This window comes from Bradyrhizobium sp. SZCCHNPS1003 (genome assembly GCF_032381555.1).
Classification (GTDB): Bacteria; Pseudomonadota; Alphaproteobacteria; order Rhizobiales; family Xanthobacteraceae; genus Bradyrhizobium.
On record NZ_JAUHIU010000021.1, the window covers coordinates 35636 to 55662 of the forward strand.

The following is a 20027-nucleotide window of genomic DNA, read 5'->3' on the forward strand; positions in this document are numbered from 1 at the left end:
CATGGTTCGTCCCGGATTGTATCGCCGTTTCCGCAAGCTCCTGATCGCCAACCGCGGCGAGATCGCCGTGCGCGTCATCCGCACGGCGCGCGCGATGGGGTTGAAGACCGTCGCCGTCTATTCGGAGGCCGACCGCAACGCGCTGCATGTCGCGCTCGCCGACGAAGCCGTGCTGCTCGGCCCCGCGCGTGCCCGCGATTCCTATCTCAACATCGAGCGCTTGATCGAGGCTGCAAGGCAGACAGGCGCCGAGGCGGTTCATCCCGGCTATGGCTTCCTGTCCGAGAGCGCCGAATTCGCGCAGACCTGTCTCGACGCGGGCCTGGTGTTCGTCGGGCCGACGGCCGCGATGATCACCGCGATGGGCTCCAAGTCCGGCTCCAAATTCCTGATGGAGCAGGCCGGCGTGCCGCTGGTGCCCGGCTATCACGGCGAGGCGCAGGACGAGGCGACGCTCGCCAATGAAGCCGCGCGGATCGGCTTTCCCGTGCTGATCAAGGCCTCCGCCGGTGGCGGCGGCCGCGGCATGCGCGTGGTCAATGCAGCCGGCGATCTCGCTGATGCCGTCACCAGCGCCAAGCGCGAGGCCAAGGCGGCGTTTGGCGACGACCGTGTGCTGATCGAGAAATTCGTCCAGAACCCGCGCCACATCGAGGTGCAGATCATCGGCGACAGCCACGGCAATCTGGTGTCGCTGTTCGAGCGCGAATGCACCTTGCAGCGTCGGCATCAGAAGGTGATCGAGGAGGCGCCGTCGCCGACGCTGACGCCGGAGCAGCGGGAGACGGTCTGCGCGGCGGCGAGGCGCGCGGCGGGCGCGGTGAACTATGTCGGCGCCGGCACCATCGAGTTCGTCTCCGACGGCCGCGACGTGTTCTTCATCGAGATGAATACACGCCTGCAGGTCGAGCATCCCGTCACCGAGTTGATCACCGGCGTCGATCTCGTCGAATGGCAGTTGCGCGTCGCCTTCGGCGAAGAGCTGCCGCTGACGCAGGACCAGATCCGGTTGCATGGTCATGCCATTGAGGCCCGCGTCTACGCGGAAAATCCCGCCAAGAACTTCATGCCCTCAGTCGGCACGATCAAGACCTGGCGGCTTCCTGCTGAAACCGGCGGCCTGCGCATCGATGCCGGCTATCGCGAGGGCGATGCGGTCTCGCCCTATTACGACGCGATGCTCGCCAAGATGATTGCCTGGGCGCCGACCCGCGAGGTCGCGATCGAGCGGCTCAACCGCGGCCTGGAGGACACCGACGTCCGCGGCATCGTCAGCAACATCCCGTTCCTGTCGGCGCTGCTGACGCATCCCGACGTCGTGGCGAACGCGATCGACACCGGTTTCATCGAGCGCCATCTGACGCATCTGACCCAGTCGGGGGCGGTGGCCGGCGATGTCGAGCTCTGTGCCGCCGTCGCGGCCATTCTCATCGACGAGCAGACCGTGGCCGTGAAGGAGCAGGGATCGCCGTGGCGCGCATCCGGTTGGATGCCGGTGGGACTGCGGCAGCGCATGTTCTCGTTCCGTCAGGGCGCCGGAGCGGAGTCGCGGACGGTGACGCTGGCCTATGGTCCGGGCGTGCAGCGCCTGTCGATCGAGGGCCGCGAGAGCTCGTTCTCGGTCACTCCGACCGACGACGGCGGCTTCGACCTTGTGCGCGACGGCGTCAAATCCCATGTGGTGGCCGTCATCGAGGGCCACGAGCTGTACCTGCGAACCCGCAACGGCCGTTTCGATCTGCATTGGATCGATCCGTTCGGCGGTGACGACGAGGAGCAGGCCGGCGAGGACAAGATCGTGGCGCCGTTGCCGGGGACCGTGGTGGCGCTGCTCGCGCAGGAAGGTGCGGTCCTGGAGAAGGGCGCGGCGATCCTGACGCTCGAAGTCATGAAGATGGAGCAGACCCTGCGGGCGCCGTTCGCAGGCCGGCTCAAGGCGATCAAGTGCAAGGTCGGCGACATCGTGCAGGAAGGCGTCGAACTGGCGGACCTCGAACCGTCCGCCTGATCCTCGAACCCGAAGAGGTCGGCATGAGCGAAAGCGTGCGCATCATCGAAATGGGCCCGCGGGACGGCCTGCAGAACGAGAAGATGCCGATCAGCGTGGCCGATCGCATCGCCTTTGTCCGTGCGCTGGTGGACGCAGGGCTGACCACCGTCGAGGTCGGCGCCTTCGTCTCGCCCAAGGCAATCCCGCAGATGGTGGGATCGGACGAGGTGATGCGCAGTGTCGCCGCGTTGCCCGGCGAATTCCACGTGCTGGTGCCGAACGTGAAGGGCTATGAGGCGGCGCGCGCCGCGGGCGCCAAGGTGATCTCGGTCTTCACCGCGGCCTCCGAGAGCTTCTCCCGCGCCAACATCAATTGCTCGATCGAAGAGTCGCTGGAGCGCTTCAAGCCGGTGATCGCCCACGCCAAGGCCGACGGCATCCGGGTGCGCGGCTACGTCTCCTGCGCGCTGGGTTGCCCCTATGAAGGCGAGATCAGGTCGCAGGCCGTCGCCGATGTCGCCAAGGCGCTGTGGGACCTCGGCTGCTACGAGATATCGCTGGGCGATACGATCGGCGTCGGCACGCCGCTCAAGGCCAGGCAGATGCTGCGCGCTGTCTGCGACGACGTGCCGGTGACGCATCTGGCGATGCATTTCCACGACACCTACGGCCAGGCGCTGGCCAATCTCTATGCGGGCATGGAGGAGGGCGTCCGCGTCATCGATGCCGCGGCCGGAGGCCTCGGCGGCTGCCCGTTCGCGCCGGGCGCGACCGGCAATGTCGCGACCGAGGATGTCGTCTACATGCTCGAAGGCATGGGCATCCGCACCGGCGTCGACATGACGAAACTGCTGGCCGCCACCAACGAAATCAGCCGGCTGCTCGGCCGGCCACCGGTCAGCCGTGTTGCAGCGGCACTGAATGCGAAGAACAGGCGAGCAGCGAATGGCTGAAGGGACGAACAGCGAGTAGGGAATAGCGAATCGGGGAAGGGCAGAATCGCCGTATTCCCTATTCGCCACTCCCTATTCGCCATTCGCCGCCGCGTCAGCGGCTCAGATCCGGCCCCATCACGAGATCCGGCAGCGCCGTCGAGATCTGCGGCACGAAGCAGAGCAGCAGCACGGCGGCCATCATCAGCAGCACGAACGGCAGCGTGCCCCAGATCACCTCCCGCAGCGGGATGTCCGGCGCGACGTTTCTGATGACGAAGATGTTGAGACCCACCGGCGGATGGATCAGGCCCATCTCCATGACGATCGTCATCACCACGCCGAACCAGATGATGTCGAAGTTCGCCGCGCGCAGCGGCGGCAGGATGATCGGCGCCGTCATTAGGATGATCGACACCGGCGGCAGGAAGAAGCCGAGCACGATCACCATCAGCAGGATCGCGGCGAGCAGCTCCCAGCGTGGCAGATGCATCGCGACGATGTATTCCGCCACCGACTGCGAGATGTGCAGGTAGCTCATCACGTAGGAGTACAAGAGCGACATGCCGATGATCAGCATCAGCATGGTCGACTCGCGGAGCGTCGCCTTCATGATCGGCGCGAGATCGGTCGGGCTCCAGACCCGGTAGATGATCGCAATCAGCACCAGCGCCAGGATGCCGCCGAGACCTGCCGTCTCCGACGGCGTGGCCAATCCGCCGTAGAGCGCAACCATGACGCCGGTCAGCAGCAGCACGAACGGGATCACGCGGGGCAGCACGGAGAAGCGCTGCGCCATCGTGTATTCGTCCTTGATCAGGATGTCCGACCAGGTGCCCGACTTCTCATAGACCGTTTTTGCGCGCGCGTATTCCTGGCGGAAGCGCACGACGGCATAGACGCCGAACAGCGTGACCAGCAGCAAACCGGGGCCGATGCCGGCCAGGAACAGCCGTCCCAGCGATTTCTCCGCGGCGATCGCGAACAGGATCATCGTGATCGACGGCGGCAGCAGGATGCCGAGCGTGCCGCCGGCGGCGATGATGCCGGCTGCGAAGCCGCCGGAATAGCCGCGCTTGCGCATCTCGGGAATGCCGGCCGAGCCGATCGCCGAGCAGGTCGCGGGCGACGATCCCGCCATTGCCGCGAACAGCGCGCAGGCGAACACGTTGGCGACGCCCAATCCGCCGGGCACGCGATGCAGCCAGGCATGCAGCGCAGAATAGAGATCCTGTCCGGCGCGGGAACGGCCGATCGCGGCACCCTTGAGGATGAACAGCGGGATCGACAGCAGCGTGATCGACGCCATCTCCTCGTAGACGTTCTGCGTGACGGTATCGAGCGACGCGGCCGGCATGTAAATGGCCATGAATACGACGGCGACGGCGCCGAGCGCGAACGCGATCGGCATGCCCGCGAACATCGCAAACAGGGTCGAGAGTCCGTAGGCAACCCCAATTCCGAACACGCTCATCGACGCGCTCCGGTCAGCGGGGCCACGATCTGCAGCAGCATCTGCAGGCACAGCAGGGTCATCCCGGCGGCCATCAGGCCGTAAGGAATCGCCAGCGGCGGCGACCACATCGAATTCGAGACCTGGCCATCGACCCAGGCCTCGTGTGTCAGGGTCCAGGATTTCCAGGTGAAGAAGGCACAAAACAAGAAGCTCGCGACGTCGACCAGCCAGAGCCTGATCTTGTTGGCGAGCGGAGACATCAACCCAACGAAGGCTTCGATGCTGACGTGGCCGCGATGCTCCTGCACATAGGCCGCAGTCATGAAGGTGGCGCCGACGAGCAAGAATACGGCGGCTTCGTCCTGCCAGTAGTTGGCGGCCTTGAACAGTGCACGGCCCGCCACGCTGTAGCTCAGGATGACGCAGGCCGCGACCAGTGCAAACGCAGCCAGAACGACGATGATGCGATTGAGTAGCGAGACAACACGCTGGAGCGGCGCCAGCGGTCCGCTGGCGCCGATGGCTGTCGTGGCCTCGGTATCGATAACGGGCGCGTGCATCAATCAGGCCGCGACGTCGGAGGCGAGCTTGAGGAGCTTGGCGCAGTTCGCAGACTTGCCGCCATAGTCCTTCCAGGCCGTGTCACGGGCAATGTCGCGCCATTTGTTGACGGTCCCGACATCGAGTTCCACAACCTTGGCGCCCGCCTTTTCGTAGACCTTGGCAACTTCGATGTCGTCGTCCTGCGCGCCCTTGCGCCCGAACGCCTCCATCTCCGCGCCAACCGCGAGGAGGATGTCCTGCTGGTTCTTCGGCAGCTTGTCGAACGAGGCCTTGGACATCATCAGCGGCTCGAGCATGAACCAGTACGACGCCTTGGCTCCGGAGGTGAGGGCCTTCGACACCTCTTCCAGGCGGAACGAGATCAGGCTGGTCGACGAGGTGATGCCGGCATCGCAGGCACCGGTCTGCATCGCGGTGTAGATTTCGTTCGATGGAACCGACAGCACCGAGGCGCCGGCGGTCTGCAGCACCATGTCCATCTCGCGCGAGCCGCCGCGCACCTTCATGCCCTTGGCATCGTCGGGTGTCACCAGCGGCCGCGATCGGCTGGCGACTCCGCCCGCCTGCCAGACCCAGGTCAGCAGGATGATGCCCTTGTCGGCCAGAAAATCGCTCAGCGTCTTGCCGACCGGCTCGTTCTTCCAGCGCATGCCCTGGTCGTAGGTCGTGACCAGACCCGGCATCAGCGCGATGTTGGTCTCGGGAACTTCGCCGCCAGCATAGGGCATCGGATAGAGGCTGATGTCGAGCGCGCCCTTCCGCATGGCGGAGAACTGCGCGACGGTCTTGATGAGCGAGGAGTTCGGATAGATCTCGGTCGCGATCTCGCCGCCGGAGCGCTTCGCAACCTCCTCCGAGAACACCCGGCAGAGCCGGTCGCGGAAATCGCCCTTGTCGATGGTGCCGCCGGGAAACTGGTGGGAGATCTTCAGCGTCGTTGCCGCGTGGGCCGTACCGGTTCCAAAACGCAGAATGGCCGGCGCAGCGAGCGCGGATGCGATGACATGACGGCGTGATAGCATGAGATTTCCCCTGGACAACTTTTGGTTGGGTTCCCGACCCCGGTTCGTTGGCGTGACCTATACCAGCCAATTTACCGGACTTACCTCTAGCCGAACTAGACAGTTCGTTCGAGGCCAAATGCATGGGAAGCGACATAATGCTGCGGCGCACGTGCCGGCCTGTGAATCCCTTGCGCTGGTTGTACTAACATGGTTTTGCCGGGCAAAATTGTGTCGTTGATTCCAGAAGAGGGCGCATTCGAGTCAAATTTGATCGAACAAAGATTCTCGTCCGCGCTCGTAACAATCGCCTTCATCGGAACGTCGATGTCCAAGAACGGCGCGTCCGTCGCCGTCGAACCCGTCATACGAAGGAGCGATCATCATGACCAATCGTAGCCGCCTCATCCTCGGAATCTCCGCTGCCGCACTCGCGTTCAACGTGGCCGTCGCGCCGGCGGCATTCGCGGAGGACAAGATGAGCAAGGACGATGGGATGAAAAAGGGCGCGATGTCCCACGACGGCATGAAGAAGGACTCGATGGCGAAGGACGCCGTGAAGAAGGACGATGCCATGTCCAAGGACGGGATGAAGAAGGACGACGGCATGATGAAGAAGAACTGACGCGTTTCGCACGTCATCGTGCGATGGGACGACCGTATCAGTCCCATCGCCGATGAATGAGGAATCGCAGCGATGCCGGCTGCGACGACACGCAGGTCTCGTGGTGGCAGCGTCGCTGCTTACTTCTTCTTTCCACGGGCCTTGCGCGCGGCATAGCGCGCATCGCGCTTCGCCTTCTGCTCGGCTTCCATCTCGGCCAGGCGGGCGGCTTGTTCTTCCGCCTCGCGCGCAAGCCGGGCACTCTCGGCGGCCTTGGCCTCTTCCTCGAGACGCTTCTGCTCGGCCTTGGCGGCCTCGCGCTCCAATCGCTGCTGCTCGCGGCGGGCGGCGGCGGCTTCGCGCTCCTGCCGTCGCTTCACGACTTCGGGATCGTCCGGTCCCGGCTGCGATTTGAACTTCTGCACGATGCTCTGGCGGGCCTGCTGTGCGGCCTTCTGCCGATCGGCAAATCCAGGTTCCTTGAATCCTCTCATGGAGACGTCGTCACTTCGCTAGTTGGGTGTTCGGTCAGGGGCTGCACGCGCCGCCAGGCAATTCTTCCACGATGTCGTGAACACGAGCGGAGGCCGACGCGAGCCCGTGTGTATAGGATCGCATGCGTCGATGACAAATGCTTTATCGCCGCTCCTCCACATCCGACCTGCCCGGCGCTTGCATGGCATTCGCCGGAGGCTATGTAAGCAGCCCCGTCGCTGACGCAGGTCGGCGGGCTGTGAGTCGCTTCACGCCTCGCGGCACCAGCGCACCGCCCGGGTGCGACATCCAACGGAGTTGACCGGCATGACCTCTGTTCGCCGTGGGCGCATGGCGCTCGGCCTCGCGCTCGTCGCTCTCGTGGTCAGCGCATGCGTGATGACCGCGGTCCTCGCCCGCCCGAGGCCCGTTTCGGCCGGTGTGCTGGGTTCCGAATGGGAATGCGGGCAGCTGTTCTGGGTGACGAGCTGCACGCGGATCGAGTCGATCTCGCCGGCATCGCGCCAGCAGCAGCAGCAACCGCACGGTGAGGCCGCTGGCCTGCGGGCCGCCTAGGGCACCGATGAGTACGCAGGGGCCGGATAACGGGCGACGCGGCGCCGTGGCGGGACTCGTGTTCGCGGCGGTCGTGGTGGCCTTCGGCTTGTGGTTGGCCCGCAGCCTGACCTCCGCGAGCCGGATGCAGGATTGTCTGATGTCGGGACGAACCAACTGCAACGTGATCGTGCCCGACCGGTGACCGCCGATCAGCTCGAACCGGACCGGCAAGACCGCGCAAGCGAGGTTGCACGATCGGAGCGGCGAATCAGCGTGCGTCTCGGTTAACCTGACGCGGCAGGCTGACTTGGCCGCAAAATAGTCGGGATTTTACCCGTTTGTCGCGCAAATTATGGTGTGTCCGGACCGTACACGCGGAAGCCGGCGAGCCGGAGTCATCAGTCCGCATCGCACCCCGCCCTGTGCGGCAACCAACGCAGACGGCGGGCGATCAAAGGGGTAGGGGAGAATGACGTTGTCCAACCAGAGCACACGGTGGCTGCCCGCGATCGCAATCCTGACCGCGGTCGCGATCCCCGCCCAAGCCGGGGCGCAAACCCAGGACCAGGCTGGTCCTGGCGCCGGGCATTCGCCCCAGGCCCGCTCGCCGGGTGTCATCCGCCAAGCGCCAGCCCAGGGTGGGCAACCGGGCGGCCAGCCCCATGTCCCGATTCCGCGGCAAGCCGGCCCCATGGCCGGCCAGCCGCAGGGAGCACAGCCGGCCGCACCGCCGCGGGCTGCCGTTGCCCCCCAGGGACGTCCGCCGGGAGCCAGCCATGGCTACGCCGCAGGCCCGGGTCCGGCGGCGATCGGGCGGGGACCGGATGCGCGCTATGCGCACGGCCGGGTCGCCGTGCGCGACTATGGTGGGCAGTCTTATCGCGGCCGGGTCGGCTGGGAGGGTGGCCGATGGCGGCACGAGGTTCACAACGGCCGTCCCGGCTGGTGGTGGGACGTCGGTGGCGTCTGGTACTATTATCCGGAGCCCATGGAAGGACCGCCGACCTACGTGTCGGAGGACTATGCTGACGATGTGGTCTATGCACCGTCGGCGGCCTACGAGGAGCCCCCGCCGGTCGCCTACGAACCGGCGCCGCCGCCTCCGGCCGAAGTCGATCCGGGCGCCAGCGCGCTCGGGGGCGCGATCATCGGCGGGGTGCTCGGCGGCATCCTCACCGGCAAGGCGGGCGGTGCCGCTGCGGGCGCCGTGCTCGGTGGTGCCACCGGCGCTATCGCCGGCGCGACGGCTGCGGCGCGACCAGGCTATTATCTGTCGCAGGGCAATTGCTACTATCGCTATCCGTCGGGAGAGTATGTCGCGGTCGATCCGCGCTCCTGCTACTGAGCCACTGCCGACGGGGAGCGCTGCGGTCGAGCCTGCCCGGCGGACGCGCGGTCCTGGCCGAATCTCCGCAAAGCTCCGGAGCAGGAGTGGGAGCGAATCTTGATAGACTCCGCTTCATTGTTCGAGAGGTGAGAGCTTCGGGGCCATGACCAAGGCGTCCAAGCTGGTTGCCGCCAAGGGCGGAAGGGTTCTCCTGGTCCGACGCCGGGCCGACGGACGCTGGATGTTTCCGGGCGGCCGCAAACGCGCGCAGGAAACGGCGAAGGATTGCCTGAAGCGCGAGATCAAGGAGGAGCTTCCGAAGCTCAAGCTCGGGCGCCTGCGGCTGTGGAAGGAAGTCACCGCCAAGAACAAGCGCTCGGGCCGCAAGATGAGCGACGCCATCTTCATCGCCAAGCATGCCAAAGGGCGCCTGGAGATCGGAGACAAGAAGGAGATCGACCGCGCGGTGTGGCAGAAGCCCTACGGACTCAGCCTGACGCCGACGTCGCGCTACATCCGCGACCAGCTGTTTCCACGAAAGTCGGACTGAACCATCGTATGCTGGGAACATCCCGGCCGCTTGGGCGTTATCTGCCCATGCCTTACGATAGCACAGACAGACAGCCTCGCGTCCTCACGCCGGAAGAGCGTCGGGCGCGTGACGCCACCCGCAGGGCTGATGCCGAGCAGGCCATGCGCGATCACGAGGCGGCCCAGCGGGCCTTTTACGCCAACCGCGAGCGGCTCAGGGCCGAGCGTCTGGCGCGGGAGGCCGCCACCAAGTCGGACTGATGGGAGCTCCGGTCAGCTCGCCTGGCGGCTCCGGAATGCGTTCGCCATCCGCAGGAACGCTTGATCAAGCAATGCATACATGTCGCCGGTGATGTCGCAATCGAACATCGCGCGGCGCATGCATGTCATCCACTCGTCGCGCTCGGCATCGCCGATCGGATACGGACGGTGCGCCGACATGATGCAGCGATGCTCGGCCCGCTCGAAATAGAGCGCCGGCCCGCCGAGCCATCCGCTGAGAAATTCGAACAGCAACTGCTTGATCGGACCAAGATCGGCGTCGTGCATCGCCCGGATGCGGCTGGCGCCGGGCTCTTGGTCCATGATGGTGTAAAAGCGCTCCGCCAGACGGCGCACGCCAGCCTCGCCGCCCACGAGCTCATAGGGCGTCGCTTCGATCACAACTGCTTCTGCTTCGTTGGCTGAATTCGCTGCCGTCATCGCATCTCGTTTCCGCTCGTTCCTCTGCAGCCAACAAGCGGCAGAGGTATGGCGCCTTGATCTGGATCAAGCGGGAAAACGAGGGGGCGTTCGGGCTAGCGAATGCTCGCTTTGACGCGGCGCTGCCGGTCGGTATCGGCAGCGATCTGGCGCAGCGTCTGTCGGAGCAAAGCGAGGTCGACCGGCTTGGAGAACGGCGGATAGATGTTGAGGCCGAGGATCTTGCCGGCGCGGACCGTGACGTCCCGGGTCTGATCGTCGGAACCGCTGATGATCAGCACCGGCGTGCGGGATTTGATGTCCGCCAACAGCTGCAACACCTCCGTGCCGGAGCGCTCGCCCAGATTCAGGTCGAGCGTGATGCATTCGAAGCTGCGCCGGCGCAGCACGTTCATCGCGCCGTCGACCGAGTTCACGCCGGTCGTCGCAAAGCCCGCCTGCACGGCGATCTTGCGCAGGATCGATAGATGAACGTCGGCATCTTCGATCACGAGAAGTTCGTTGAGCATGGTCCCCGCGCGGCTGTGTGTCGGCTTCTGATGGACCGGCGGAGCTTAAGAGGGGGGTTCTGATTTCCTCGTAAACATCCAGTCCCGTAGAACAACGGGAGGATCAGCTGCACGCTATCCACCATTGCCGGCGCGGCTCAGAACGGCCGCCGGCCCGGCATCGCGTTGGAGGAGCCCGGCAGATTGGTCGTCGGCGCCGAAGCGGGCGGTGGCGACCGGCCGCTCGATTGGCGCCAGTGCTGAACGTGCAGGAGGATCCCGGCCACCAGCAGCGGCGCGACGGCGGCAACCGCCAGCAGCGGCGACAGCGGCTTGGGGGTGATCATCTCCATCGTCATCTCGCAGACCATCCAGATAGCTGCGGACGCCAGCACGAAGTCGCGGGAGGGGATGCGAAGCCAGTACAGGAAGCCGGTGATGATCGCGGCCGGCGCAATGATCGGGCCGATCATGTAGAAGTTCAGCTCGGGCGGCGTCACGGCGTCGAGGACCATCGATGCCAGCAGCCACAGACTGAGGAACATCACAGCGCCGTCGACGTATCTCATGGCCAATCTCCGCCGCGACATTTTGGCGCAATCTTTGTCCGGTTTATGGCTGTTCCGTCAAGGGCCATAGCGTCCCAGCCGATTTGCAGCCCGTTTTGGCGGATTTTCGCCCGCCATCCCGGCCGCCGACCAGCTCCTTGTTCCATTGCCGGCCCATGCTCAATCCGCCGAGAAGCCGAACGGAACCGACGACGTCCGGAAATCGTCCGGCAGGATCTCGCGCCCGATCGGCGGCGCCGAGCGCGCGGCGCATTTCGGGCGGTGGCAGACCCGGCAGGCGACGCCGATCGGCGTCGGCGCGTTGGCATCAGGCCCGTGGCCGTCGCGGGTGTAGATCAACTGGCCCGCGTGCTCGGCGGCGCAGCCAACCGCAATCGCCCGCTCGACGCGGACGGCGCCGTAGGAGCCGCCGCCGGCGGTCACGGTGCGCGCGATCGAGAAGAAGCGGCGCCCGTCCGGCAGCTCCAGCCATTGCGTCACGATCTGGCGCGGCGTCTTGAAGATGCCGTGCACCGACCACAGCGGGCAGGCGCCGCCGTGGCGCGCGAACGGGAAGCCGGCGCCGTCGAGCAGTTTTGAGACGTTGCCGGCGGGATCGACGCGGATCAGGAAGAACGGAATCCGCTCGGCGCCCGGCTTCTGCAGGGTCGTGACGCGATGCGCCGTCTGTTCGAAGCTGGTGCCGAACTGGCGCGCCAGCGCCTCGATATCATAGGCCCGCGCATCGACGGCCTTCGCGAAGATCGAATAGGGCATGATGATCGCGGCCGCCACGTAGGCCGCGAGCGCGCGGCGCGCCAGCAGCTCGGCGGTCTTGCTGGCGAACTTGCCGTCCTCGAGCGCTGCGCCGATCTCGGTATCGAGCTCGAGATAAGCGAGCTGCCGGGCGAGCTCGAATTTCAGGCTCGCGCTGTCCAGGGAGTCCTCGATCAGGAGCTGCCGCCGGTGCAGGTCGAGCCGCCGCAGCGAGCCGAGCATGACGTTCGGCGGCATGTAGCGGACCTGGAGATTGTGCCGCGCGCGAAAGCGCTCGATGAAGCCGGCCGGCCCCGCCGAGACCTGCGGGGACCCGGTCGGCGGCCCCTGGAAGATGGCCTGGGCGAGGCGCTCGGCGGCATCGTCGAGCTGGGCAAAGTTGTTGCGGCGGGCGGCCAGGAAGCGGCGGACGTCGGCAACGGGATCGTTGGCGTCGAAACCGTCGTTGCCCGGCCGCGGCGCAGTGCCGGCCAGCGCCGGCGCGCGCTGCTCGGCCAGCGCCAGCTGCTCCTCGCGATACGCGGTGTAGAGGCGCAGGAAGGCTTCGGTCATGCCGGGATAGCTGACGGCGAGGTCGGAAATCTCCAGCGCGGGGATGTCGATGTCGGAGAACATCGGGTCCTTCAGGACCGACTGCATCCGCGCGGTGTGGTCGGCACCGCCGTCGCCGGCGAGATCGGCCAGGTCGATCTTGTAGGTCCGGGCGAGGCGCAGCAGCATGTCGGCCGTCACCGGCCTCTGGTTCCGCTCCAAAAGCGCCACGTAAGGCGCTGAGATTTCGAGGTCGGCGGCCATATCGGCCTGGGTCAGGCCGAGCTCGCGCCGCAGGCGGCGCAGGCGCGGGCCCATGAAGATCGATCGTGCCGTGGCGGTGGTCATGGCCAAATCCCGGTCTTGTAATCTCCTTACAGCTATACACGAGATGTCTGTAAAGTGTGACAAGTTTTCCGCGCAATGTCTGGTCCGCGGGCCGGGCGTGCTTACAACAGGTCCCAGGTTGTCCTTAGCCAAGGGATCACGGACATGAATTTCCAACCGCGTGGATTGAGCGATCAGGCCATCCAGGGGCCGGCGTCCTATCAGGCCGAAGTCGAGGCGGCGCGTGCGCTGCTCGAGACCCAGCCGACCTGGAACGGCGTCACCGCCGAGGCCGTGGCGCGCATGCGCCTGCAGAACCGCTTCCGGACCGGCCTCGACGTCGCCCGCTACACCGCCGCGGTGATGCGCGCCGACATGGCCGCCTATGATGAGGACAGCACCAAGTACACCCAGTCGCTGGGCTGCTGGCACGGCTTCATCGCGCAGCAGAAGCTGATCTCGATCAAGAAGCATTTCGGCAAGACCGACCGCCGCTACCTCTATCTCTCGGGCTGGATGATCGCGGCGCTGCGCTCCGAGTTCGGCCCGCTGCCGGACCAGTCGATGCACGAGAAGACCTCGGTGCCCGCGCTGATCGAGGAGCTCTACACCTTCCTGCGCCAGGCCGACTCGCGCGAGCTCAATGATCTGTTCCGCACGCTGGACGCAGCCCGCAAGGCCGGCGACAAGGCGAAGGAGACGGAGATCATCGCCAAGATCGACGGCTTCCAGACCCACGTCGTCCCTGTCATCGCCGACATCGATGCCGGCTTCGGCAATGCGGAAGCGACCTATCTGCTCGCCAAGAAGATGATCGAGGCGGGCGCCTGCGCGCTGCAGATCGAGAACCAAGTCTCGGACGAGAAGCAGTGCGGCCACCAGGACGGCAAGGTCACCGTGCCGCATGACGTCTTCCTGGCCAAGATCCGCGCCTGCCGCCACGCCTTCCTGGAGCTCGGCGTCGAGGACGGCATCATCGTCACCCGCACCGACTCGCTCGGCGCCGGCCTGACGCAGCAGATCGCCTTCTCGAGCCAGCCCGGCGATCTCGGCGACCAGTACAACAGCTTCCTCGACTGCGAGGAGGTGACGCCCGCGAACGCCCGCAACGGTGACGTCATCATCAACCGTGACGGCAAGATGCTGCGTCCGAAGCGGCTGCCCTCCAACCTCTACCAGTTCCGTCCCGGCACCGGTGAGGACCGCTGCGTGCTCGACTGCATCACCTCGCTGCAGAACGGCGCCGACCTGCTGTGGATCGAGACCGAGAAGCCGCATATCGAGCAGATCGCCAAGATGGTCGACCGCATCCGCAAGGTGATCCCCAACGCCAAGCTCGCCTACAACAACTCGCCGTCGTTCAACTGGACCCTCAACTTCCGTTGGCAGGTCTACGACGCGATGAAGGAGGCGGGCCAGGACGTCAGCAAGTACAACCGCGCCGAGCTGATGAAGGCGGAGTACGACGACACCCCGCTGGCGAAGGAAGCCGACGAGCGCATCCGCACCTTCCAGGCGGATTCGGCCAAGCGCGCCGGCATCTTCCATCACCTGATCACGCTGCCGACCTACCACACGGCCGCGCTCTCGACCGACAACCTCGCCCGCGAGTACTTTGGCGAGCAGGGCATGCTGGGCTACGTCAAGAACGTCCAGCGCGCCGAGATCCGCCAGGGCATCGCCTGCGTCAAGCACCAGAACATGGCCGGCTCCGACATCGGCGACGACCACAAGGAATATTTCGCCGGCGACAAGGCCCTGAAGGCCGGCGGCGCGCACAACACGATGAACCAGTTCGGCTGATACAGTCCTGCTGAATTGTTGAACTAACACGACCCGTCTGGAGCGGCACCGCTCCGGGCGGGTCTTGTTTTTGCGCAGGCTTTCCAAGGCGCAACTCGATACTCCCATCATAAGCGCGCTACTCGTGGTCAACGTGCAGCGGCGGCCTCGGACCCCCACCCCTCATGGTGAGGAGCGCCGCCCTTGCGGCGCGTCTCGAACCATGAGGCCACAGCGCGGGCCTCGCCCTTCGAGACGCCCGCCTGCGGCGGGCTCCTCAGGGTGAGGAGCGAAGGTCGTATTCCCGTCGCCATGAGCCGTCAGCCCCCCTTGATCGGCCGCCCTCACCGCTCGCTCAGCGCCAGCCGGGCGCCAAGCAAAGCAAAGCCGCCGGCGAACGCCCGGCGCAGCCACGCCATCACCCGGGGGCGGCTGACGACCCGATCGCGCACCGCTGAGGCGAACAGCCCGTAGACAACGAACACCGCGAACGTCATCGCCATGAACGTGGCCGACAGCTCGAGCATGGCGGCGAGCGGATGCACTTCGTCCGCGGCGATGAATTGCGGCAGGAAGGCGAGGAAGAAGATCGACAGCTTGGGATTGAGGATGTTGATCAGAAACCCGGTCAGCACCACTCGCCCGGCCGAGCGCGCTGCGTCCTTCGCGTCATCCTTGGCCTCCACCGAGAGCGCGCCACGCTCCCCGAGCGTCTGCCAGGCCATGTACAAGAGATACGCAACGCCACACCATTTCAGCGCGGCAAATGCCAGCGCGCTGGTGTGCAGCACCGCGGCAAGCCCGATGATCGCGGCGAGCATCGCCGGGATGATGCCGAGCGTGCAGCCGAACGCCGCGGCGACGCTCATCCGCGACCCCTTCGTCAGCGCCACCGCGAGCGTGTAGAGCACGCCGGTGCCGGGCGAGGCCACCACGATCAGCGAGGTCAAGAGGAAGGCGTAGGACATCGGGAAAGCTCCTTGGGCGAGACGTGGCGCATCAGCCCGCAAGGCGCGGCAGCAGCCTCAGCGCGTCGCCGCGCTCGATCTCGGCGGGCTGCTGATCGCTGAACACGGGTGACGGCCACGATGTCAGGGAGCCTTCGCCATTTCAACCGGCTCGGGCGCCCGATGCGGCCGCCGCATCGCCTCGAGGTGAGGACCAGCGGCGTCGGCCTCGCCGCAGCCGGCGAGCATGACCGCGCCGATCGTGAGCCGTGGGCTCGTGCCGCAATGCGACGGCCAGGCGATGATGGCGGCGATGTTGCCGAGGAGGAGAACGGCGAGCAGGACGAGCATGGCCCGCCGTCCTGTTGGCGTGGGTGACGACATCGGGGCTTCCTCACGATACGGTTGACGCGATCGCGGCTGCACCGCGAGGAGCGCCATCGGTTCGATCGCGTGCGGCCACAGATGCGAACACACGCCGCGTCAGCGGCGCTTTTGCGCAGGTCTGATGTCGTCATGTAAGATCTTGTTGCTGTTCGTGCGCGCGCTCCCGGCAGCCGGTGATTGAAAGCCGCGTGCGTCCGCACCGCGGGGACGCAACGGGCGACTGCGCTCAGTCCCGTCGTAGGACGACCAATCGGCCGGGCCATCTGAACCTCATCACGACGCAGGCGGTTGCCGGGCAGGGGGCGCGTTCAACCATCGTCGCGACGCATCTCGCGCCCGAGCTTTGCTGGTCGTCTCGCCCCCATCAAACAGAGGGCGCGGGGAATGCCGGGCTGCAGGCCGCAACCCATGGCCCGCCTGCAGAAGAAAAAGCAGGCGGCAGTCACCACAGATCCTATGGGGCGGCGGGTGGTCAAGAAGGGTTAGGATTGGATTTCCGAACCATCCGGCCCTCGGAGGATCAAGATGATCAAGCTCGATCGCACTGACACACCCGCCGCGGCGGAGCATGCCACGGTTTACCTCGCGTTTGAACTGAGCAAAGCGAAATGGAAGCTCGGCGTGCTGCTTCCTGGCTCGCAGAAACTGAGCCGGTACACGATCGGCGGCGGTGACTTGGCCGCCTTGGCGGCCCGGCTTGCGGACATGCGCAAGAAGGCTGCGGCTGCCGCGGGCGGCCGGCCGGTGCGCATCCTGTCATGCTACGAAGCAGGCTTGGATGGCCACTGGCTGCACCGATGGCTGAGCGGACAAGGCATCGTCAATCATGAGGTCGACCCTTCCAGCATCGAGGTGAACCGTCGTGCCCGGCGCGCCAAGACCGACCGGATCGATCTGGAGAAGCTGATGCGGGCGTTCCTCGCCCATTTGCGGGGCGAGCCTCGGGTCTGCAGCATCGTCCACGTGCCAAGCGTCGAGGATGAGGATCGCAAGCGCCGTACCCGTGAACGTGATCGCCTGATCCAGGAGTGCACGGCTCACAGCAACCGCATCAAGGGACTGCTGCACGGCCAGGGCATTCGCGACGTCCACCCGCTCGATCGCTCGTTCCTGGAAAGCCTTGCCAGCCTGCGCACTGGCGACGGTCGTCCACTGCCGGTGCGGCTCAAGGAAGAGATCGTGCGCGAACACGAGCGACTGTGCCTGGTGGCACGGCAGCTCAAGGAGCTCGAGGCCAAAAGCAAAGCCGAGCTGTGCGCCGCTCGGCCCGGCTCGCCGGAAGCCAGGATCATGCAGCTCATGGATCTCAGGAGCATCGGCCCGGTCGGCGGCCAGAAGTTGGTCAACGAGGTGTTCTATCGCGACTTCGACAACCGTCGTCAGGTCGGCAGCTACTTTGGTCTCACCGGCACGCCCTATGACAGTGGCGAGCGCAGCCGTGAGCAGGGCATCAGCAAAGCCGGCAACCGGCGCGCCCGTGAGCTCGCGGTCGAGCTGGCGTGGCTATGGACCGTTCATCAGCCGGACAGCGCACTGACACGCTGGTTCCGCGAGCGGGTGCGCGACATCAAGGGACGCATCCGGCGAATTGCCATTGTCGCTCTGGCACGCAAGCTGATGGTGGCGCTGTGGCGCTATCTGGTGACCGGCGTTGTTCCCGAAGGCGCCGTGCTGCGTCCAACTTCGTAAACGGCTGCGCGCGCCATGACAGCCGACGTGAGCCAGGACCGACGCGTGACCGTGCTGAACCGGGGGCATAAACCTCCCGCTCTCACAGAGGGGTCCCGTCTTGACTGGGCCTTACCTTCCCCCGTGCATGAAAGATCAGGGTACCGGGCCTCGCGCCCGACCGGATACAAGGTGATGCGGTCGTTCCGCATTGTCGTTCACGGCCCAATCCTCGCATCACGTCCGGCCTGCCATCGCGACACCGCGCGTTGCGGGCGCGCCATGATGGCGCCAAGCTCGGCGCGCTCAAGGCCGCTGACGCGCCGCCTCCGGCGGTGGCCTTCGGCCAGCCTTGACCGCGCCTCTCCTTGGCGCCAAAGACCGCCCCCAACAAACGACGCCCCTCTTGACAACTTACTCCCCATACAAGGTTCAGCCGACATCCGGCATTCCCCGCGCGATGGTCTTCACGTTTATACGCGATCTCCCCGGTGTCCGGCTTGATAGCCACCGTCGCCCTCGGGGATCATCACCCCCAGGACTTGGCGCCAGCTTCGGGGCGCCAGGACCACGCGATTTCACGTCCGCAAGGAGCCGTTCGTCCGCGCACATCAAGCACGCTGCGACCCACCTGCGGCCACCGCATCCCGCGCTCAACGTCCGTGACGATCGCGAAGCGCCCCTCTCGAGGAGCACGGGTTGGGGACAGTCAACCATGAAATTCGGAAAAAGTGAAGTTGAATATTTTTGGCGGAGGGACTGGACAGGGGTGATCGCCTTGAGGGACCTGATGAAATGAGTTTTTCCGCGCATCCTCACGGCAACGCTGCTGGAATGCGCAGGGCCGTCGCGCCATGATCCGCTGGCTGTCCCAAGAAGCTGCGCCATGAAGGCCCAACGACCACTGCAACTCATGCGAGCATTGCGTGCCGGGACGACAGCGATTGTGGCCGGCCCGCAACGAAGTCGGCTTTTTGTTAGTTGTTTCTATTCCCCCTGAGGTTGCGACTATTGTTCCCCAGATCGGCCCCTGCTACCGCTAGTAACGACAGTAGGGGTGCTGTGGGGGCTCAAATGAACGGTTTGCGTCGGATGGCCGGCTGGCTGGCCATCGTGGGAGCGGCGTGTCTTGGCGGGTGTGCTGCGCCGCTTGCGGTCAACAGTGTGACCGACGTCAGGTCGACGACAGGCAGCCGAGGAATCGACGTCTACGAGCCGAAGCGCCGCACCGACGCAAGCGTGCCCGAGTTCGCGGGTGACCAGCTCGTGGAGGTGCGGACATTTCACAATCCCGGCGGGGGAGGCGAGGTCGAGATGGCCGGAGCGTCCTGCTCACTGGAAGCCTCCGGCTTCAGCGCAACCATGACGAGCCCCGCCAAGGTGCGCGTGCCGCTCTATCGCGGACAGTCGAGCACGCTTGCCGTGACCTGCCAGAAGCCCGGCTATCAAAAGCGGATGATCACGGTCGCGCCCTTCGATTCGACGCGCCAGGCTCGTCTGGCCAGCGGCATGAACGGCGGCATCCTTGGTGCGGTCATCGTGGCCGGCATCGACGCCGCCGCCGACAACACGAAGAACGATTGGCGGTATCCCGTCGCGAAGGTCGTGCTGGAGGCCGATGCTGCCCCCGGCAGGTAAGGGACGGATCTTTCGGTATTGGCGGTTACGGTTGCGGTGACAGTGCATGAAACTGCTCGCGCCAAGTAGCGAGGTCAATTTAGCGCACCGGAATTCTCGCTCAAGGCCGCCCGACCGGAGGCAGTCCCCGGGCCTGCCGCAAGCACTCGGTCTCGGACTGTCCGCGCCACCGGCCGTCGTCATACTTGATACTTGGCCGACAGGAGCGCGACCATCAGGACAGCGATCAGCACCATGCACGCCAATGCCTGACGATTGTCCGCCTTCATGGATGGCTCACGCCAGTCTAACCTGTCCCGGCGGGTCACGCTGGAAAACGTTGCGCCGTCGCGCCATGATCCGGCCGTGGCCGCATTTCATGCTCGTTGGCCGCTGCAACCTCGGCAGGCGCCATGCGTGGCGACGGCGCGTCGCCGGACGCTGAACCCTGGAGTGGACGACCATGAGAGCCCTCGCGCTGATCCCCCTGATCGCATGCCTCGCCGGCTGCGGGATGGTCGACGCCGTTCAAAACGGACTTGCCTACAGCCGGGCTGTCGAAGCCGACCTCCTCGCCGAAACCGGCGTGCGTCCCGCAGTCGGCTTCAACTGGAACAACGGCACGCTGACGTCGGTCATGGTGACCTTCCCCAAGCTCTACACCGCCAAGCCGCTGCCGGAACTGTCGGAGAAGGTCCGCGCCGCGGTGATCAAGGAATTCAAGCAGAGCCCGAGACAGTTGGTGCTTGGGTTTGCGGTGAATGGGTGAGCGCGGCCGCCTTAACTAACGTCCCTGGGAGTTTCGTGCACTGTCAC

Annotated in this window: 22 protein-coding genes; 12 read left to right on the plus strand and 10 right to left on the minus strand. The window is 65.7% G+C overall.

Going from position 1 to position 20027, the window contains the following annotated elements; translation table 11 throughout:
- Position 1: 1 nt before the first annotated feature.
- Positions 2-2008, plus strand: a complete 2007-nt coding sequence (locus QX126_RS28375; protein ID WP_315785305.1) for an acetyl/propionyl/methylcrotonyl-CoA carboxylase subunit alpha — start codon at positions 2-4, stop codon at positions 2006-2008.
- Positions 2009-2031: 23 nt separating this feature from the next.
- Positions 2032-2943 carry a hydroxymethylglutaryl-CoA lyase gene (locus QX126_RS28380; RefSeq protein ID WP_315785307.1) on the plus strand — a complete coding sequence of 304 codons (912 nt, stop codon included), beginning with the start codon at positions 2032-2034 and terminating at the stop codon, positions 2941-2943.
- A gap of 94 nt (positions 2944-3037) precedes the next feature.
- On the opposite strand, the gene QX126_RS28385 is transcribed toward QX126_RS28380, so the two are convergent.
- The 3 genes from QX126_RS28385 to dctP are packed head-to-tail and all read right to left on the minus strand — an operon-like array spanning position 3038 to position 5964.
- Complete coding sequence (locus tag QX126_RS28385; protein WP_315737874.1) at positions 3038-4396, minus strand: TRAP transporter large permease; 1359 nt, start codon at positions 4394-4396, stop codon at positions 3038-3040.
- Positions 4393-4938 (minus strand): TRAP transporter small permease, encoded by a 546-nt coding sequence (locus QX126_RS28390; RefSeq protein WP_315737875.1) that lies wholly within the window; start codon positions 4936-4938, stop codon positions 4393-4395. Before QX126_RS28390 ends, QX126_RS28385 begins: the two co-directional genes overlap by 4 nt.
- 3 nt (positions 4939-4941) lie before the next feature.
- Positions 4942-5964, minus strand: coding sequence for a TRAP transporter substrate-binding protein DctP (gene dctP, locus QX126_RS28395; RefSeq protein ID WP_315785311.1), 1023 nt, complete (start codon positions 5962-5964; stop codon positions 4942-4944).
- Positions 5965-6328: 364 nt separating this feature from the next.
- Between dctP and QX126_RS28400 the strand changes: the two genes are divergently transcribed.
- Positions 6329-6568 (plus strand): pentapeptide MXKDX repeat protein, encoded by a 240-nt coding sequence (locus tag QX126_RS28400; protein ID WP_315737877.1) that lies wholly within the window; start codon positions 6329-6331, stop codon positions 6566-6568.
- Positions 6569-6687: 119 nt separating this feature from the next.
- On the opposite strand, the gene QX126_RS28405 is transcribed toward QX126_RS28400, so the two are convergent.
- Entirely contained in the window at positions 6688-7041 is a 354-nt protein-coding gene (locus QX126_RS28405; protein ID WP_315737878.1) for a DUF6481 family protein, read from the minus strand.
- 307 nt (positions 7042-7348) lie between these two features.
- Between QX126_RS28405 and QX126_RS28410 the strand changes: the two genes are divergently transcribed.
- The 5 genes from QX126_RS28410 (at position 7349) to QX126_RS28430 (ending at position 9698) form a co-directional block, all read left to right on the plus strand.
- On the plus strand, positions 7349-7597 hold the full coding sequence (locus QX126_RS28410; protein WP_315755520.1) for a hypothetical protein: 249 nt from the start codon (positions 7349-7351) through the stop codon (positions 7595-7597).
- Between the two features lie 7 nt (positions 7598-7604).
- On the plus strand, positions 7605-7781 hold the full coding sequence (locus QX126_RS28415; RefSeq protein WP_315785314.1) for a hypothetical protein: 177 nt from the start codon (positions 7605-7607) through the stop codon (positions 7779-7781).
- A gap of 267 nt (positions 7782-8048) precedes the next feature.
- Positions 8049-8924: a hypothetical protein gene (locus tag QX126_RS28420; RefSeq protein WP_315785316.1), complete on the plus strand. Its 876-nt coding sequence runs from the start codon at positions 8049-8051 to the stop codon at positions 8922-8924.
- Between the two features lie 145 nt (positions 8925-9069).
- Positions 9070-9456: an NUDIX hydrolase gene (locus tag QX126_RS28425; protein ID WP_315712048.1), complete on the plus strand. Its 387-nt coding sequence runs from the start codon at positions 9070-9072 to the stop codon at positions 9454-9456.
- Positions 9457-9503: 47 nt separating this feature from the next.
- A complete protein-coding gene (locus tag QX126_RS28430) occupies positions 9504-9698 on the plus strand; it encodes a hypothetical protein (protein ID WP_315737880.1) in 195 nt (64 codons plus the stop codon).
- 12 nt (positions 9699-9710) lie between these two features.
- On the opposite strand, the gene QX126_RS28435 is transcribed toward QX126_RS28430, so the two are convergent.
- The 4 genes from QX126_RS28435 to QX126_RS28450 form a co-directional block, all read right to left on the minus strand.
- Positions 9711-10139, minus strand: coding sequence for a group II truncated hemoglobin (locus QX126_RS28435; RefSeq protein ID WP_315737881.1), 429 nt, complete (start codon positions 10137-10139; stop codon positions 9711-9713).
- Positions 10140-10234: 95 nt separating this feature from the next.
- On the minus strand, positions 10235-10648 hold the full coding sequence (locus tag QX126_RS28440; RefSeq protein ID WP_315785319.1) for a response regulator: 414 nt from the start codon (positions 10646-10648) through the stop codon (positions 10235-10237).
- Between the two features lie 137 nt (positions 10649-10785).
- A complete protein-coding gene (locus tag QX126_RS28445) occupies positions 10786-11196 on the minus strand; it encodes a hypothetical protein (protein ID WP_315737883.1) in 411 nt (136 codons plus the stop codon).
- 159 nt (positions 11197-11355) lie between these two features.
- Entirely contained in the window at positions 11356-12831 is a 1476-nt protein-coding gene (locus QX126_RS28450) for a short-chain fatty acyl-CoA regulator family protein (RefSeq protein ID WP_315785321.1), read from the minus strand.
- A 144-nt stretch (positions 12832-12975) separates the two neighbouring features.
- Here QX126_RS28450 and QX126_RS28455 point away from each other — a divergent pair, with 144 nt between their 5' ends.
- Complete coding sequence (locus tag QX126_RS28455; RefSeq protein WP_315785323.1) at positions 12976-14613, plus strand: isocitrate lyase; 1638 nt, start codon at positions 12976-12978, stop codon at positions 14611-14613.
- A gap of 323 nt (positions 14614-14936) precedes the next feature.
- On the opposite strand, the gene QX126_RS28460 is transcribed toward QX126_RS28455, so the two are convergent.
- Positions 14937-15560, minus strand: coding sequence for a LysE family translocator (locus QX126_RS28460; RefSeq protein WP_315785325.1), 624 nt, complete (start codon positions 15558-15560; stop codon positions 14937-14939).
- Between the two features lie 123 nt (positions 15561-15683).
- Positions 15684-15890, minus strand: a complete 207-nt coding sequence (locus QX126_RS28465; protein WP_315774708.1) for a hypothetical protein — start codon at positions 15888-15890, stop codon at positions 15684-15686.
- A gap of 561 nt (positions 15891-16451) precedes the next feature.
- On the opposite strand from QX126_RS28465, the gene QX126_RS28470 reads away from it, so the two are divergent.
- From QX126_RS28470 to QX126_RS28480, 3 genes are all read left to right on the plus strand, one after another.
- Positions 16452-17615, plus strand: a complete 1164-nt coding sequence (locus QX126_RS28470) for an IS110 family transposase (RefSeq protein WP_315778738.1) — start codon at positions 16452-16454, stop codon at positions 17613-17615.
- A 1071-nt stretch (positions 17616-18686) separates the two neighbouring features.
- Positions 18687-19232, plus strand: coding sequence for a hypothetical protein (locus tag QX126_RS28475; protein ID WP_315785327.1), 546 nt, complete (start codon positions 18687-18689; stop codon positions 19230-19232).
- A 442-nt stretch (positions 19233-19674) separates the two neighbouring features.
- Positions 19675-19980: a hypothetical protein gene (locus QX126_RS28480; RefSeq protein ID WP_315785329.1), complete on the plus strand. Its 306-nt coding sequence runs from the start codon at positions 19675-19677 to the stop codon at positions 19978-19980.
- Positions 19981-20027: the final 47 nt, after the last annotated feature.

Coding starts and splice junctions, on each gene's coding strand:
- QX126_RS28375 (WP_315785305.1), top strand. CDS start 2: ATGGTTCGTCCCGGATTGTATCGCCGTTTCCGCAAGCTCCTGATCGCC.
- QX126_RS28380 (WP_315785307.1), top strand. CDS start 2,032: ATGAGCGAAAGCGTGCGCATCATCGAAATGGGCCCGCGGGACGGCCTG.
- QX126_RS28385 (WP_315737874.1), bottom strand. CDS start 4,396: ATGAGCGTGTTCGGAATTGGGGTTGCCTACGGACTCTCGACCCTGTTT.
- QX126_RS28390 (WP_315737875.1), bottom strand. CDS start 4,938: ATGCACGCGCCCGTTATCGATACCGAGGCCACGACAGCCATCGGCGCC.
- dctP (WP_315785311.1), bottom strand. CDS start 5,964: ATGCTATCACGCCGTCATGTCATCGCATCCGCGCTCGCTGCGCCGGCC.
- QX126_RS28400 (WP_315737877.1), top strand. CDS start 6,329: ATGACCAATCGTAGCCGCCTCATCCTCGGAATCTCCGCTGCCGCACTC.
- QX126_RS28405 (WP_315737878.1), bottom strand. CDS start 7,041: ATGAGAGGATTCAAGGAACCTGGATTTGCCGATCGGCAGAAGGCCGCA.
- QX126_RS28410 (WP_315755520.1), top strand. CDS start 7,349: ATGACCTCTGTTCGCCGTGGGCGCATGGCGCTCGGCCTCGCGCTCGTC.
- QX126_RS28415 (WP_315785314.1), top strand. CDS start 7,605: ATGAGTACGCAGGGGCCGGATAACGGGCGACGCGGCGCCGTGGCGGGA.
- QX126_RS28420 (WP_315785316.1), top strand. CDS start 8,049: ATGACGTTGTCCAACCAGAGCACACGGTGGCTGCCCGCGATCGCAATC.
- QX126_RS28425 (WP_315712048.1), top strand. CDS start 9,070: ATGACCAAGGCGTCCAAGCTGGTTGCCGCCAAGGGCGGAAGGGTTCTC.
- QX126_RS28430 (WP_315737880.1), top strand. CDS start 9,504: ATGCCTTACGATAGCACAGACAGACAGCCTCGCGTCCTCACGCCGGAA.
- QX126_RS28435 (WP_315737881.1), bottom strand. CDS start 10,139: ATGACGGCAGCGAATTCAGCCAACGAAGCAGAAGCAGTTGTGATCGAA.
- QX126_RS28440 (WP_315785319.1), bottom strand. CDS start 10,648: ATGCTCAACGAACTTCTCGTGATCGAAGATGCCGACGTTCATCTATCG.
- QX126_RS28445 (WP_315737883.1), bottom strand. CDS start 11,196: ATGAGATACGTCGACGGCGCTGTGATGTTCCTCAGTCTGTGGCTGCTG.
- QX126_RS28450 (WP_315785321.1), bottom strand. CDS start 12,831: ATGACCACCGCCACGGCACGATCGATCTTCATGGGCCCGCGCCTGCGC.
- QX126_RS28455 (WP_315785323.1), top strand. CDS start 12,976: ATGAATTTCCAACCGCGTGGATTGAGCGATCAGGCCATCCAGGGGCCG.
- QX126_RS28460 (WP_315785325.1), bottom strand. CDS start 15,560: ATGTCCTACGCCTTCCTCTTGACCTCGCTGATCGTGGTGGCCTCGCCC.
- QX126_RS28465 (WP_315774708.1), bottom strand. CDS start 15,890: ATGCTCGTCCTGCTCGCCGTTCTCCTCCTCGGCAACATCGCCGCCATC.
- QX126_RS28470 (WP_315778738.1), top strand. CDS start 16,452: ATGATCAAGCTCGATCGCACTGACACACCCGCCGCGGCGGAGCATGCC.
- QX126_RS28475 (WP_315785327.1), top strand. CDS start 18,687: ATGGCCGGCTGGCTGGCCATCGTGGGAGCGGCGTGTCTTGGCGGGTGT.
- QX126_RS28480 (WP_315785329.1), top strand. CDS start 19,675: ATGAGAGCCCTCGCGCTGATCCCCCTGATCGCATGCCTCGCCGGCTGC.